Consider the following 13,473-nt stretch of genomic DNA (forward strand, 5'->3'; position numbering starts at 1 on the left):
TCCCCCACATCGCCGCAGCAAATCAAAGGATGTACAGCCATGACGTCGGTAACCCCGTGCGCCAGTTCTTCCAGCGAGATGAATGACTTCCTCCAGGCCCATCCGGACACGCAGTACGTCGACCTGCTGATCTCCGACATGAACGGCGTGGTACGTGGCAAGCGCATCGAGCGGGCCAGCCTGCACAAGGTGTACGAGAAGGGCATCAACCTGCCGGCATCGCTGTTCGCCCTGGACATCAACGGGTCCACCGTCGAGAGCACCGGCCTTGGCCTGGACATCGGCGATGCCGACCGTATCTGCTTCCCGATCCCCGGCACGCTGTCGGACGAGCCGTGGCAGAAGCGCCCCACCGCCCAGCTGCTGATGACCATGCACGAACTGGATGGCCAGCCGTTCTTCGCCGACCCGCGCGAAGTACTGCGCCAGGTGGTGAGCAAGTTCGATGACCTGGGCCTGGATATCTGCGCCGCGTTCGAGCTGGAGTTCTACCTGATCGACCAGGACAACCTCAACGGTCGCCCGCAGCCGCCGCGCTCGCCGATTTCCGGCAAGCGCCCGCAGTCGACCCAGGTGTACCTGATCGACGACCTCGATGAATATGCCGACTGCCTGCAGGACATGCTCGAAGCGGCCAAGGAGCAAGGCCTGCCCGCCGACGCCATCGTCAAGGAAAGCGCCCCGGCACAGTTCGAGGTCAACCTGCATCATGTTGCCGACCCGCTGAAGGCCTGCGACTACGCGATCTTGCTCAAGCGCCTGATCAAGAACGTTGCCTACGACCATGAAATGGACACCACCTTCATGGCCAAGCCCTACCCGGGCCAGGCAGGCAACGGCCTGCACGTGCACATTTCGTTGTTGGACAAGAAAACCGGCAAGAACATCTTCGCCAGCGACGACCCGCTGCAAAGCGACGCGCTGCGCCACGCCATCGGTGGTGTGCTGGAGACCATGCCGGCGTCGATGGCCTTCCTCTGCCCGAACATCAACTCCTACCGCCGCTTCGGCGCGCAGTTCTACGTGCCCAATGCGCCAAGCTGGGGCCTGGACAACCGTACCGTGGCGGTGCGCGTGCCCACCGACAGCAGCGACAACGTGCGCCTCGAGCACCGCGTGGCCGGTGCCGACGCCAACCCCTACCTGATGCTCGCGGCGATCCTCGCCGGTGTTCACCACGGCCTGACCAACCAGGTCGAGCCGCAGGCACCGATCGAAGGCAACTCCTACGAACAGCTGGAGCAGAGCCTGCCGAACAACCTGCGCGATGCCCTGCGCGCGCTGGACGACAGCGAAGTCCTCAACCAATACATCAGCCCGGACTACATCGATATCTTCGTGGCCTGCAAGGAAAGCGAGCTGGCCGAGTTCGAAGTGTCGATTTCCGACCTCGAGTACAACTGGTACCTGCACACGGTGTAAGCCCATGAGCGCAAATGCGGTCCCCTTGATCGGTGTCAGCGCCTGCCGCCAGCAGGTGGGGAAGAACTCGTCGCATACGGTAGGCGACAAGTATGTCGAGGCGGCCGGCTTTGCCGGCTTGCCATTGATCTTGCCGGCCCGTGACGGGGGCAGCGACACGCAGGCGCTGCTGGCCCGTCTGCACGGCATTGTTTTTACCGGCTCACCTTCAAATATCGAACCGCATCATTACAATGGCGCCCCCAGCGCGGCGGGTACCCGACACGATCTGGCACGCGATCGCCTGACCCTGCCGTTGTTGCAGGCGGCCATTGCCGCCGGTGTGCCGGTGTTCTGTATCTGCCGTGGCTACCAGGAATTGAACGTGGCCCTGGGCGGCAGCCTGCACCAGCGCGTGCAGGAACTGCCCGGCTACCTTGACCACCGTGAACCTGAGGACGCACCCCTGGAGGTGCAATACGGCCCTCGTCACCTTGTCGGCATCGAGCCTGGCGGGTTGTTCGAGCGCCTGGGCCTGGCGGCGCAGTTCGAGGTCAACTCGCTGCACAGCCAGGGCATCGACCGCCTGGCCCCGGGCCTGCGCGTCGAGGCACGGGCCCCGGATGGCCTGATCGAAGCAGTGTCCATGCCTGCGGCGCCGGGTTTTGTGCTCGGCGTGCAGTGGCACCCGGAGTGGCGATTTACCGAAAACCCGGTCTCGCTGCGCCTGTTCCAGGCGTTTCGCGAGGCCTGCATTGCTTACGCTACACGGGAGGGCGCACGGCAGGAGGCATTCTGACGTCACCCGAAGGTCTCGGATGACTTGTTCCCGGCAGCAAGCTTTCAATGAGTGAAAGCGGGCCTTGTACGCAAGGCCTGTGAAAACAATTCCAAAATTTACGGCAAATACTCATGAGCAATTACACAGAAGCCGGCCGCCCACCCGACGTGGCGGCCGACGCGGGCAACACCCAGCGCAGCAAGGGCCTGGCCACCGGCCGGCTGGGCTTGCTGGCCAGCGTGGTGCTGGGCATTTCCACCATCGCCCCGGTCTACACCCTTACCGGTGCCCTTGGCCCGACCGTACGTGAAGTGGGCGCGCACCTGCCGGCGGTGTTCATCGTCGGCTTCCTGCCGATGCTGCTGGTGGCCTTGGGCTACCGCGAACTGAACTCGGCGGAGCCGGACAGCGGTACTTCGTTTACCTGGTCGGCGCGTGCCTTTGGCCCGATGATCGGCTGGATCGGTGGCTGGGGCCTGGTGGTCGCCACCACCATCGTGTTGTCGAACCTGGCAGGGGTGGCGGTCGACTTCTTCTACCTGTTCCTTGGCCAGATCACCGGCAAGCATGAACTGGCGGCCTTGGCCGACAACCTGCTCATCAACATAACCACCTGTTGCGTGTTCATCGCCCTGGCGGTGTGGATCTGCTGCCGCGGCATGACCACCACCATGACGGTGCAATATGGCTTGGTGGCCCTGCAGTTGCTGGTGCTGATCGGCTTTGCCTTTGCCGCTTTCGGCGAAACCACTGCGCCGCCACCGCTGGAATTCGATTTCGCCTGGTTCAACCCGTTCGGCGTCGAATCGTTCTCGGCTTTTGCCGCCGGGCTGTCGCTGTCGATCTTCATCTTCTGGGGCTGGGACGTGTGCCTGACTGTCAGCGAGGAATCGGTCGGCAGTGACGAGGTGCCGGGCAAGGCGGCCACCTGGACCGTGCTGCTGATCCTCGGCCTGTACCTGTTCACCGCGATTGCCACCCTGCAGTTTGCCGGTATCAGCGAACAAGGCCTGGGCCTCAACAACCCGCGCATCCAGGAAAACGTCTTCGCCCACCTGGCCGGTCCGGTCATGGGGCCGCTGGCGATCCTGATGTCCATCGCCGTGCTGGCCAGTACCGCGGCGTCGCTGCAGTCGACCTTCGTGTCGCCGGCGCGCACCCTGTTGGCCATGGGTTACTACGGTGCGGTGCCGCAGAAGTTCGCCAGCGTCTGCCCTCGTTCGCAGACCCCGCGTTACGCCACCATCTGCGCTGGTGTGGCCGCGGGCCTGTTCTACGTGACCATGCGCACCCTGAGCGAGAACGTGTTGGCAGATACCATCACTGCACTGGGCATGATGATCTGCTTCTACTATTCGCTGACGGCCTTCGCCTGTGTCTGGTACTTCCGCCACAGCCTGTTCGACAGCCTGCGCCACTTCCTGATGCGCGGCCTGTGCCCGCTGGTGGGTGGGGTGATCTTGTCGGTGATCTTCGTGCGTACCGCCATCGACAGCGCCTCGCCGGACTTCGGCAGCGGCTCGCATGTGGGCGGACTGGGGCTGGTGTTCGTGATCGCCGCGATCATCTCGGTGCTGGGGATCGTGCTGATGATGCTGTCGCGCCTGCGCGCGCCGGCTTACTTCCTGGGGGCTACCCTGCGTCAGCAGGCTACCTTGCCACTGCAGGAATAAGGCTGGGGGCGCTTCGCGCCCCTTTCGCGACACAAGGCCGCTCCTACAACAGCACGGCGTACGCCTTCCGATGTAGGAGCGGCCTTGTGTCGCGAAAGGGCCTCGAAGAGGCCCCGGCAATCTTCAGCCGATCATTTGCTTCAGCAATGCCGCATGACGCTGTTGCTGCTTCTTCAGCACCAGGCGGTTCGAGCGGAACACTGCCTTCAAGTCTTCCAGCGCCACGTCGAAGTCATCGTTGATGATCACGTAGTCGTACTCGTCGTAGTGCACCATCTCGCTGACCGCTTCTTTCATGCGCCCGGCGATGATCTCTTCGCTGTCCTGCCCGCGGCCATCCAGGCGCTCGCGCAGGGCCTGCTGGCTTGGCGGCAGGATGAACACCGACAAAGCCTCGGGCATCAGCTTGCGTACCTGCTGGGCGCCTTGCCAGTCGATTTCCAGGATCAGGTCATTGCCCTGGTCGAGTACCTCTTGCAGCGCGCTGCGCGAAGTCCCGTAGAAATTGCCGAACACTTCGGCGTGCTCGAGGAAGTCACCCTTGGCGATCAGCCCCTTGAAGTCGTCATGGCTGACGAAGTGGTAGTTCACGCCGTGCTGCTCGCCCGGGCGCATGGCGCGGGTGGTGTGCGAGACCGAGACGCTTACGTGCTTGTCGGCCTTGATCAGGGCGGTGACCAGGCTGGTCTTGCCGGCGCCCGAAGGGGCCGAAACGATGTAGAGGGTGCCGCTGCTGTGGTTCATGGTCGGGGTGGCCTTACTCGATGTTCTGTACTTGTTCACGCATCTGTTCGATCAATACCTTCAGGTTGACCGCCGCTTGCGTGCTGCGTGGGTCGAAGGCCTTGGAGCCGAGGGTGTTGGCCTCGCGGTTGAGTTCCTGCATCAGGAAGTCCAGGCGCCGGCCGGCGGCACCGCCACCCTTGAGCACCCGGCGCACTTCGGTGACGTGGGTGCTGAGGCGGTCGAGTTCCTCGGCCACGTCGCTCTTCTGGGCCAGCAGCACCATCTCCTGCTCCAGGCGCTGCGGGTCGAGTTCGGCCTGCATGTCGCCGAAGCGGTCGAGGATCTTTTGCCGCTGAGCTGCCAGCATCTGCGGCACCAGGGCGCGCAGGGTGGTGACTTCGCTGGCCATGTTGTCCAGGCGTTCGTTGATCAGCCGGGCCAGTTCCTGGCCTTCACGCTGGCGCCCGGCCTTGAGCTCGGCCAGTGCTTCATCGAACAGCGCCATGGCTTCGGTATTCAGTGCCTGCGGATCGTTGGCGTCGGCCACCAGCACGCCTGGCCACGACAGCACCTCCAGCGGGTTCAGTGGTGCCGGCTGCTTGATCAGGCCGGCCACTTCCTCGGCGGCGGCAACCAGCTGCGCGGCGCGCTCGCGGTCCACCTTCAGCGGTTTGCCGTTGCTGTCTTCGTTGAGGCGCAAGGTGCATTCCACCTTGCCCCGCGACAGGCCCTGGCGCAGGCCTTCGCGCACGGCGCCTTCGAGGTCGCGCAGGGCTTCGGGCAGGCGCAGGTGCGGCTCCAGGTAACGGTGGTTGACCGAACGCAGCTCCCAGACCAGGGTGCCTTGGCTGCCGGCGCGCTCGACACGAGCAAAAGCGGTCATGCTGTGCACCATGGGGAGTACCTCGCTTATATGAATGAACGGTGGGAGCCTCTCGGCTGCAAGGCGCAGGATTGTAGCGCAGTGGGGCCTTGGCGCCCAATCCACCCATGTTACCGACGGGTGGCCTGGCCGGCAGGAAAAGGCGACGGGCTGTGTCGGGCGCGACAATAGGCATGTCTTCCCCGGGCCGTGGGCTCTATAATGCTCGGCAGATTCAAAGTCCCAGTACAGGTATCCCAGATGAAACGTCCAAGTGGTCGCGCCGCCGATCAGCTCCGCTCGATCCGCATCACCCGCAACTACACCAAGCACGCCGAAGGGTCGGTACTGGTCGAGTTCGGTGACACCAAGGTCATCTGCACGGTCAGCGTGGAAAACGGTGTGCCGCGCTTCCTCAAAGGCCAGGGCCAAGGCTGGCTGACCGCCGAATACGGCATGCTGCCGCGTTCCACCGGCGAGCGTAACCAGCGCGAAGCCAGCCGTGGCAAGCAGGGTGGCCGCACCCTGGAAATCCAGCGCCTGATCGGCCGTTCGCTGCGCGCCGCGCTGGACATGAGCAAGCTCGGTGACATCACCCTGTACGTCGACTGCGACGTGATCCAGGCCGATGGTGGCACCCGTACCGCGTCCATCACCGGTGCCATGGTCGCCCTGTGCGACGCCCTGGCGGTGATCAAGAAGCGCGGTGGCCTGAAGGCCGGCAACCCGCTCAAGCACATGATCGCCGCAGTGTCGGTGGGCATGTACCAGGGCGAAGCGGTGCTCGACCTGGACTACCTGGAAGACTCCGCCGCCGAAACCGACCTGAACGTGGTCATGACCAGCGCCGGTGGTTTCATCGAAGTGCAGGGTACTGCCGAAGGCGCGCCGTTCCAGCCTGAAGACTTCAACGCCATGCTCGCCCTGGCACAGAAGGGCATGAGCGAGATCTTCGAACTGCAGCAGGCGGCACTGGCCGACTGAACCCAGCCAGGGAGGTGCGGGGCATGAGCGAATCGAACCTGTCGATCACCCCGCCCAATGCCGAAATCCGGCAGTGGGCGATGTTCTGCCACCTCTCCGCGCTGCTGGGCCTGGTGGTGCCGCTCGGGCACTTGCTGGGTCCGCTGGTGCTGTGGCACCTCAAGCGCGAGCAAGACCCTTTCATCGATGCCCAGGGCAAAGAGGCGCTGAATTTTCAGATCAGCGTGACCATTGCCGGGTTCATCTGCTTCCTGCTGATGTTCGTGTTCATCGGGCTGGTGCTGTTCGCCATGCTGATGGTCGCGGTGATGATCCTGATCATCATTGCGGCTGTGCGGGCGAATGAGGGCAAGCCGTATCGCTACCCGATGATCTGGCGGCCGATCAAATAGCAGTTAGGGCCGCTCTGCAGCCCCAATCGCATTCAAATGGTCAACGTCCAGTCATAGTCGACAATCAGCGGCGCATGCTGGGAGAAGCGCGGCTGACGCGGCAGGCGGGCATTGCGCACGAAGCGGCGCAGGCCCGGGGTGAGGATCTGGTAGTCGAACCGGTAGCCCAGGTTGAGCATCTCGGCCTGCTCGTTGTCCGGCCACCAGCTGTACTGGTCGCCCTCACGGCTGACTTCGCGCAGGGCATCGACGTAACCCATCTCGCCAGTGATCGCGTCCATCCAGGCACGCTCCGGCGCCAGGAAGCCCGGCGACTGCTGGCTGTCACGCCAGTTCTTGATGTCGAGCTTCTGCTGCGCCACGTAGAACGAGCCGCAGTAGATGTATTCGCGGCGCTTGCGACGCTGTTTGTCCAGGTACTTGGCGAAGTCGTCCATCAACTTGAACTTCTGGTTCAAGTCTTCGTCGCCGTTCATCCCCGAAGGCAGCAGCAGGCTGGCAATACTGACTTTGTCGAAATCTGCTTGCAGGTAACGCCCGTAGCGGTCGGCTGTCTCGAAGCCCAGGCCGGTGATGACTGCCTTGGGCTGCATGCGCGAATACAGGGCCACACCACCTTGGGCAGGCACCTCCGCGTCGCAGGCATAAAGGAAATAGCCATCGAGCTGGAAAGCTGGGTCATCGAGTTCAAAGGCCGAGGCGCGGGTATCCTGAAGGCAGATGACGTCGGCATTCTGGGCTTGCAGCCAGCTGAGCAAACCACGCTCGGCCGCAGCCTGAATGCCATTTACGTTCACACTGATGATCCGCATAAATGGCCCCAAAAATCTCGTGCGTGTATGATACCCGAGCTCAACCCATTTAGCTAAATCCGTGGTGTCCGGGACTATCCATGCAGCCGTATCAGCGCGACTTCATCCGTTTTGCCATCGATCGCGGGGTACTGCGTTTCGGTGAATTCACCCTGAAATCGGGGCGTACCAGCCCGTATTTCTTCAATGCCGGCCTGTTCAACACCGGTTCCGCCCTGGCCGAACTGGGCCGTTGCTATGCCGCAGCCATCGTCGACAGCAAGATCCCGTTCGATGTGCTGTTCGGCCCGGCCTACAAAGGTATCCCGCTGGCAGCGACTACCGCCGTGGCCCTTGCCGATCAGCATCAGCTCGACGTGCCATGGTGCTTCAACCGCAAGGAAGCCAAGGACCACGGTGAAGGTGGCAGCCTGGTCGGTGCACCGCTGGCCGGTGACGTGCTGATCATCGACGATGTGATCACCGCCGGTACCGCCATTCGTGAGGTCATGCAGATCATCAATGCCCAGCAGGCCAAGGCCGCTGGCGTGCTGATCGCGCTGAACCGCGAAGAGCGCGGCAATGGCGAGCTGTCGGCGATCCAGGAAGTGGAGCGTGACTTCGGTATCCCTGTGGTCAGCATCGTTTCGCTGACCCAGGTGCTGGAGTTCCTGGCCGATGACCCACAGCTGAAGCAGCATCTGCCGGCTGTCGAGGCTTACCGGGCGCAGTACGGGATCTGATCCGGGCCTGGGAATGAAAAAGGCGACCTTCTTGTGAAGGTCGCCTTTTTTGTTTCTGTCTGCACCGGCCTCATCGCCGGCAAGCCAGCTCCCACAAATACCCCACAGGTTTCGAATCTTGTGGGATCTCTGTGGGAGCTGGCTTGCCGGCGATAGGGCCAGTGCAGGCTAACCAACCAATCAGCGCTGCTTGCGGTTGGTGATCAGGGTACCCACGCCGCTGTCGGTGAAGATCTCCAGCAGCACCGCATTCGGCACGCGGCCATCGATGATGTGCGAGCTGTTGACGCCGCCCTGCACCGCATCCAGCGCGCACTTGATCTTCGGCAGCATGCCGCCGTAGATGGTGCCGTCGGCGATCAGCTCGTTGACCTGCTCGGTGGTCAGGCCGGTCAGTACCTCGCCCTGCTTGTCCATCAGGCCGGCGATGTTGGTCAGCAGCATCAGCTTCTCGGCCTTCAGCGCTTCGGCTACCTTGCCTGCCACCAGGTCGGCGTTGATGTTGTACGACTCACCGTTGGCACCCACGCCGATCGGCGCGATCACCGGGATGAAGTCGCCCTTCACCAGCATGTTCAGCAGGTCGGTGTTCACGCTTACCACTTCGCCCACGTGGCCGATGTCGATGATTTCCGGGGTGGTCATCTCGGGCGTCTGGCGGCTGACGGTCAGCTTGCGGGCGCGGATCAGCTCCGCGTCCTTGCCGGTCAGGCCGATGGCGCTGCCGCCGTGGCGGTTGATCAGGTTGACGATATCCTTGTTGACCTGGCCACCCAGCACCATCTCCACCACGTCCATGGTCGCCGAGTCGGTGACGCGCATGCCGTCGATGAAGTGGCTTTCGATCGACAGGCGCTTGAGCAGGTCGCCGATCTGCGGGCCACCACCGTGGACCACCACCGGGTTGATGCCCACAGCCTTCATCAGCACGATGTCACGGGCGAAGCCGGTCTTGAGCTCCTCGCTCTCCATCGCGTTGCCGCCGTACTTGATCACCAGGGTCTTGCCGACAAAGCGGCGGATGTAAGGCAGTGCTTCGGACAAAACCTCGGCTACATGGGAAGCGGCATCGCGATCGAGGGTCATGCAGGGCTCCTGTAAGGAACAGATAGTCGGTCAGAACGGCAGTTGCAGCTCAGGCTCAACCCGCAGCAACTGAGTACGGAAAACATCCTTGATACGTTGCAATTCGGCGTCGCTGTCGGCCTCGAAGCGCAGCACCAGCACCGGGGTGGTGTTGGAGGCGCGAACCAGGCCCCAGCCGTGGGCGTAATCCACCCGCACACCGTCGATGGTGGTCAGGTTGGCTTCGCCCCAGTCGGCGTCGCGTTGCAGTGCATCAATGATGCTGAATTTACCCTCGTCGGTCACATCAATATTGATTTCCGGCGTGGAAATATCGTTCGGGAACGCGGCGAACAGGTTTTCGGCGCTCTGCCCGGCCTTGCTGAGGATCTCCAGCAGGCGTGCAGCGCTGTAGATGCCGTCGTCGAAACCGTACCAGCGTTCCTTGATGAAGATGTGACCGCTCATCTCGCCGGCCAGCAGCGAGCCGGTCTGCTTCATCTTCTTCTTGATCAGCGAGTGACCGGTCTTCCACATCAGAGCGCGGCCGCCGTGCTGCTCGATCAGCGGGGTAAGGCGACGGGTGCATTTGACGTCGAAGATGATCTCGGCGCCCGGGTTGCGCGATAGCACGTCCTGGGCAAACAGCATCAGCAGGCGGTCTGGGTAGACGATGCTGCCGGTGTTGGTCACCACGCCGACGCGGTCGCCGTCACCGTCGAAGGCCAGGCCGATGTCGGCGCCGGTTTCCTTGACCTTGGCGATCAGGTCTTCGAGGTTTTCCGGCTTGCCCGGGTCCGGGTGGTGGTTGGGGAAGTTGCCGTCGACCTCGCAGAACAGCGGGATCACTTCGCAGCCAAGGGCTTCGATCAGTTGCGGCGCGACCACGCCGGCGGCACCGTTGCCGCAGTCCACTACCACCTTGAGCTTCCTGGCCAGCTTCACGTCTTCGACGATCTGCTGGAAGTAGCGGTCAAGGATCTCGACCTTTTCCACGCGGCCTTCGGCGCGGGTCAGGTCGTTGGTTTTCAGGCGCGTCAGCAGGGCCTGGATCTGTTCGTTGGCCAGGGTATCGCCGGCGATGACGATCTTGAAGCCGTTGTAGTCCGACGGGTTGTGGCTGCCGGTCAGCATCACACCGGACTTGCCGGCCAGCACGTTGGCTGCGTAGTACAGCGCCGGGGTGGGCACCAGGCCGACGTCGCTGACCTGGCAGCCGGCATCGACCAGGCCCTTGATCAGCTGTTCGACCAGCATCGGGCCGGACAGGCGGCCATCGCGGCCGACCGAAACCTTCGGTTCGCCCTGGGCCAGGCTCTGCGCGCCGATGGCGCGGCCGATCCAGTAGGCGGTTTCGGCGTGAAGGGTTTTGCCGACCACGCCGCGAATGTCATACGCGCGGAAAATGCTGTCTGGCAGTGCGGCGGGTACCAGGTGGGCCATGTCGTTCATCTCTGGAAGCTCCATTAGTCAAAGGCTTTCTGGGCAGGCGCAAACTGAACGCTTGGACGGTGGTTTCGCCAGAGAGTTCGCCATCCTTGGCCTGAACGGTCATTTCTCGGCTCAGTGGCTGCCGGAATGGCCGAAGCCGCCAGCACCGCGCTGGCTTTCATCGAACGCTTCGACGATGTCGAAATGGGCCTGTACCACCGGTACCAGCACCAGCTGGGCAATGCGCTCGCCAACGGCGATGGTGAACGGGGTGTTGCCGCGGTTCCAGCACGACACCATCAACTCGCCCTGGTAGTCCGAGTCGATCAGCCCGACCAGGTTGCCCAGCACGATGCCGTGCTTGTGGCCCAGGCCCGAGCGCGGCAGGATCACCGCCGCCAGGCCCGGGTCGCCGATGTAGATCGACAGGCCGGTGGGGATCAGCAGGGTCTGGCCTGGCTCGAGGACGGTGTCTTCCTTGAGCAGGGCGCGCAGGTCCAGGCCGGCGGAGCCGGGGGTGGCGTACTGCGGCAGGGGGAATTCGGTGCCCAGGCGTGGGTCGAGGATCTTGGCTTGAAGAGCGTGCATGTAACTTATTGAACCTGATTGAGCCGTTCGGCGATGAAGGCGACCAGTTGCCGGGCAATCTTGCCCTTGCTGGTCTGCGCGAAGAGGGTCTGGTGCTGCTGGCGGTCGATCACGGTCAAGGCGTTTTCCTCGCTGTTGAAGCCGATGCTGGGGTTGGCCACATCATTGGCGACGATCAGGTCGAGGTTCTTGTCCTTGAGCTTGCGCGTGGCGTAATCGAGCAAGTGTTCGGTCTCGGCGGCGAAACCGACGCTGAACGGGCGGTCGGCGCGGCCAGCGATGGTGGCAAGGATATCGGGATTGCGCACCATCTGCAGCAGCATGCCGTCGCCGGTCGTAGGATCTTTCTTCAATTTTTGCGTGGCAACGACTTCCGGGCGGTAGTCCGCAACCGCCGCAGAGGCGATGAACAGGTCGCACGGCATGGCCGCTTCACAGGCCGCGAGCATGTCCCGCGCGCTGACCACGTCGATACGGCTGACCCGGTCGGGGGTCGGCAGGTGCACCGGCCCGGTGACGAGGGTCACCCGAGCCCCGGCTTCGGCGGCCGCTTCAGCCAGGGCGAAGCCCATCTTGCCGGAGCTATGATTGGTGATGTAGCGCACCGGGTCGATGTTTTCCTGGGTCGGGCCGGCGGTGATCAGCACGTGCTTGCCGGTCAGTGCCTGGCGCTTGAAGCTTTCCGCGGCACACCAGGCCAGGTCGGTGGCTTCGAGCATGCGGCCCAGGCCGACATCGCCACAGGCCTGGCTACCGGACGCCGGGCCGAACACCTGGATGCCACGGCTCTTGAGCAGTTCGAGGTTGGCCTGGGTGGCCGGGTCGCGCCACATGGCCTGGTTCATGGCCGGGGCCACGGCGACGGTGGCATCGGTAGCCAGCACCAGGGTGGTCAGCAGGTCGTCGGCCATGCCTTGGGCCATGCGCGCCATGAGGTCGGCGGTGGCCGGGGCGATCAGCACCAGGTCGGCCCACTTGGCCAGTTCGATGTGGCCCATGGCCGCTTCGGCGGCAGGGTCGAGCAGGTCCATGTGCACCGGGTGGCCCGACAGCGCCTGCAGGGTCAGCGGGGTGATGAACTCTGCACCACCACGGGTCATGACGACGCGCACCTGCGCGCCGTGCTCCAGGAGTCGGCGAATCAGTTCGGCGCTTTTGTAGGCGGCAATGCCGCCACCCACGCCGAGAACGATGCGCTTGCGATACAGCCGCTGCATAGGCTTGCCTTTTTCCAGTGAGAGCGGGCGGCGACGTTTGAAAATGCCTGCGGCAGAACGTCGCATGTACGAGGCGAAATAGATTAACACAGGGCCGAAATGGGCCGCAGCAAGGGCAGAGGGACGGGATGAATATCAGGGAGTGGCCGGCTGAAGAGCGGCCGAGGGAGAAGTTGCTGCAGCGCGGGGCTGGAAGTCTGACGGACGCGGAATTGCTGGCTGTATTTCTCGGCTCAGGTGTGCGTGGGCGCAATGTCGTGGAGCTGGCGCGAGGTCTGCTCGTGAAGTTCGGGGGTTTGCGCCAGTTGCTGGAGGCCGACCGTGAGGCTTTCGTCGGCGAGCTTGGGTTGGGCCCGGTGAGGTTCAGCCAGCTGCAGGCGCTGCTGGAGATCGGGCGCAGGCACCTTGCAACTTCGATTGAGCGTGAATCCGCGATGGACAGCCCGGCAACGGTGAGGCGCTATTTGAAAGCGATGCTGCGACATGAAGTCAGCGAGGTGTTCGGATGCCTCTTTCTCGATACCAAGCACAGGCCGTTGGCGTTTGAGATCCTCTTCCGAGGCACGATAGATCGGGCCAGCGTCTACCCGCGGGAAGTGGTGCGGCGGGCATTGCTGCATAACGCAGCGGCCTTGATCCTGTGCCACAACCACCCCTCGGGCAACAGTGAGCCCAGCCAGGACGATGTGCACTTGACCCTGTCGCTGAAGCGGGGGCTGGCGTTGATCGATGTGCGGGTGCTGGATCACATCATCATCGGTGACGGGGAGCCGCTGTCGATGGTCGAGCATGGGTGGATTGTGGCTTAGGCATTTGTGC

13 protein-coding genes and 1 pseudogene are annotated in these 13,473 nt (G+C 63.4%); 7 read left to right on the top strand and 7 right to left on the bottom strand.

The genetic code is table 11. The annotated features are described in order from the left end of the window. Window positions 1-39 precede the first annotated feature (39 nt). The 3 genes from CAG22_RS00505 to CAG22_RS00515 all read left to right on the top strand — a co-directional run bounded on the left by CAG22_RS00505 (window position 40) and on the right by CAG22_RS00515 (window position 3,855). Window positions 40-1,422, top strand: a complete 1,383-nt coding sequence (locus tag CAG22_RS00505; RefSeq protein WP_015272334.1) for a glutamine synthetase family protein — start codon at window positions 40-42, stop codon at window positions 1,420-1,422. 4 nt (window positions 1,423-1,426) lie between these two features. After that, window positions 1,427-2,200 (top strand): gamma-glutamyl-gamma-aminobutyrate hydrolase family protein, encoded by a 774-nt coding sequence (locus tag CAG22_RS00510; RefSeq protein ID WP_046613698.1) that lies wholly within the window; start codon window positions 1,427-1,429, stop codon window positions 2,198-2,200. 113 nt (window positions 2,201-2,313) lie between these two features. Then, window positions 2,314-3,855 carry an APC family permease gene (locus CAG22_RS00515; RefSeq protein ID WP_013974795.1) on the top strand — a complete coding sequence of 514 codons (1,542 nt, stop codon included), beginning with the start codon at window positions 2,314-2,316 and terminating at the stop codon, window positions 3,853-3,855. A 123-nt stretch (window positions 3,856-3,978) separates the two neighbouring features. On the opposite strand, the gene gmk is transcribed toward CAG22_RS00515, so the two are convergent. Both gmk and CAG22_RS00525 read right to left on the bottom strand, forming a co-directional pair. Further along, a complete protein-coding gene (gene gmk / locus CAG22_RS00520) occupies window positions 3,979-4,599 on the bottom strand; it encodes a guanylate kinase (RefSeq protein WP_085703987.1) in 621 nt (206 codons plus the stop codon). Between the two features lie 13 nt (window positions 4,600-4,612). Next, window positions 4,613-5,476 (bottom strand): YicC/YloC family endoribonuclease, encoded by an 864-nt coding sequence (locus CAG22_RS00525; RefSeq protein WP_039612337.1) that lies wholly within the window; start codon window positions 5,474-5,476, stop codon window positions 4,613-4,615. 228 nt (window positions 5,477-5,704) lie between these two features. Here CAG22_RS00525 and rph point away from each other — a divergent pair, with 228 nt between their 5' ends. Then, window positions 5,705-6,427 (top strand): ribonuclease PH, encoded by a 723-nt coding sequence (rph, locus tag CAG22_RS00530; protein ID WP_013974792.1) that lies wholly within the window; start codon window positions 5,705-5,707, stop codon window positions 6,425-6,427. Between the two features lie 23 nt (window positions 6,428-6,450). After that, window positions 6,451-6,819 carry a DUF4870 domain-containing protein gene (locus CAG22_RS00535; RefSeq protein ID WP_003258195.1) on the top strand — a complete coding sequence of 123 codons (369 nt, stop codon included), beginning with the start codon at window positions 6,451-6,453 and terminating at the stop codon, window positions 6,817-6,819. 32 nt (window positions 6,820-6,851) lie between these two features. Here CAG22_RS00535 and CAG22_RS00540 read toward each other — a convergent pair whose 3' ends face one another. Next, window positions 6,852-7,631, bottom strand: coding sequence for an exodeoxyribonuclease III (locus CAG22_RS00540; protein ID WP_003253401.1), 780 nt, complete (start codon window positions 7,629-7,631; stop codon window positions 6,852-6,854). Between the two features lie 80 nt (window positions 7,632-7,711). Here CAG22_RS00540 and pyrE point away from each other — a divergent pair, with 80 nt between their 5' ends. After that, the gene (gene pyrE, locus CAG22_RS00545) at window positions 7,712-8,353 is read left to right on the top strand and encodes an orotate phosphoribosyltransferase (RefSeq protein WP_003253405.1); all 642 of its coding nucleotides are present in this window, start codon (window positions 7,712-7,714) and stop codon (window positions 8,351-8,353) included. A 180-nt stretch (window positions 8,354-8,533) separates the two neighbouring features. Here the strand turns inward: pyrE and argB are convergent, their stop codons facing one another. From argB to coaBC, 4 genes and pseudogenes are all read right to left on the bottom strand, one after another. After that, the gene (gene argB / locus CAG22_RS00550; protein ID WP_003258198.1) at window positions 8,534-9,439 is read right to left on the bottom strand and encodes an acetylglutamate kinase; all 906 of its coding nucleotides are present in this window, start codon (window positions 9,437-9,439) and stop codon (window positions 8,534-8,536) included. 30 nt (window positions 9,440-9,469) lie between these two features. Next, a pseudogene (locus CAG22_RS00555) lies at window positions 9,470-10,837 on the bottom strand (phosphomannomutase/phosphoglucomutase); the annotation flags it as partial. A 144-nt stretch (window positions 10,838-10,981) separates the two neighbouring features. Beyond that, the gene (gene dut / locus CAG22_RS00560) at window positions 10,982-11,437 is read right to left on the bottom strand and encodes a dUTP diphosphatase (RefSeq protein WP_015272329.1); all 456 of its coding nucleotides are present in this window, start codon (window positions 11,435-11,437) and stop codon (window positions 10,982-10,984) included. A gap of 5 nt (window positions 11,438-11,442) precedes the next feature. After that, window positions 11,443-12,654 carry a bifunctional phosphopantothenoylcysteine decarboxylase/phosphopantothenate--cysteine ligase CoaBC gene (coaBC, locus tag CAG22_RS00565; RefSeq protein WP_003253409.1) on the bottom strand — a complete coding sequence of 404 codons (1,212 nt, stop codon included), beginning with the start codon at window positions 12,652-12,654 and terminating at the stop codon, window positions 11,443-11,445. Window positions 12,655-12,782: 128 nt separating this feature from the next. On the opposite strand from coaBC, the gene radC reads away from it, so the two are divergent. After that, window positions 12,783-13,463, top strand: a complete 681-nt coding sequence (radC, locus tag CAG22_RS00570) for a DNA repair protein RadC (RefSeq protein WP_025341108.1) — start codon at window positions 12,783-12,785, stop codon at window positions 13,461-13,463. Window positions 13,464-13,473: the final 10 nt, after the last annotated feature.

The sequence above is a fragment of the Pseudomonas sp. B8(2017) genome, from assembly GCF_002113575.1.
Classification (GTDB): domain Bacteria; phylum Pseudomonadota; class Gammaproteobacteria; order Pseudomonadales; family Pseudomonadaceae; genus Aquipseudomonas; species Aquipseudomonas putida_Z.

Bases quoted from the DNA above. Each gene is read 5' to 3' on its own strand.
- CAG22_RS00510 (WP_046613698.1), top strand. From the start codon at position 1,427: ATGAGCGCAAATGCGGTCCCCTTGATCGGTGTCAGCGCCTGCCGCCAG.
- coaBC (WP_003253409.1), bottom strand. From the start codon at position 12,654: ATGCAGCGGCTGTATCGCAAGCGCATCGTTCTCGGCGTGGGTGGCGGC.
- pyrE (WP_003253405.1), top strand. From the start codon at position 7,712: ATGCAGCCGTATCAGCGCGACTTCATCCGTTTTGCCATCGATCGCGGG.
- CAG22_RS00505 (WP_015272334.1), top strand. From the start codon at position 40: ATGACGTCGGTAACCCCGTGCGCCAGTTCTTCCAGCGAGATGAATGAC.
- CAG22_RS00535 (WP_003258195.1), top strand. From the start codon at position 6,451: ATGAGCGAATCGAACCTGTCGATCACCCCGCCCAATGCCGAAATCCGG.
- rph (WP_013974792.1), top strand. From the start codon at position 5,705: ATGAAACGTCCAAGTGGTCGCGCCGCCGATCAGCTCCGCTCGATCCGC.
- radC (WP_025341108.1), top strand. From the start codon at position 12,783: ATGAATATCAGGGAGTGGCCGGCTGAAGAGCGGCCGAGGGAGAAGTTG.
- CAG22_RS00525 (WP_039612337.1), bottom strand. From the start codon at position 5,476: ATGGTGCACAGCATGACCGCTTTTGCTCGTGTCGAGCGCGCCGGCAGC.
- gmk (WP_085703987.1), bottom strand. From the start codon at position 4,599: ATGAACCACAGCAGCGGCACCCTCTACATCGTTTCGGCCCCTTCGGGC.
- CAG22_RS00540 (WP_003253401.1), bottom strand. From the start codon at position 7,631: ATGCGGATCATCAGTGTGAACGTAAATGGCATTCAGGCTGCGGCCGAG.
- CAG22_RS00515 (WP_013974795.1), top strand. From the start codon at position 2,314: ATGAGCAATTACACAGAAGCCGGCCGCCCACCCGACGTGGCGGCCGAC.
- dut (WP_015272329.1), bottom strand. From the start codon at position 11,437: ATGCACGCTCTTCAAGCCAAGATCCTCGACCCACGCCTGGGCACCGAA.
- argB (WP_003258198.1), bottom strand. From the start codon at position 9,439: ATGACCCTCGATCGCGATGCCGCTTCCCATGTAGCCGAGGTTTTGTCC.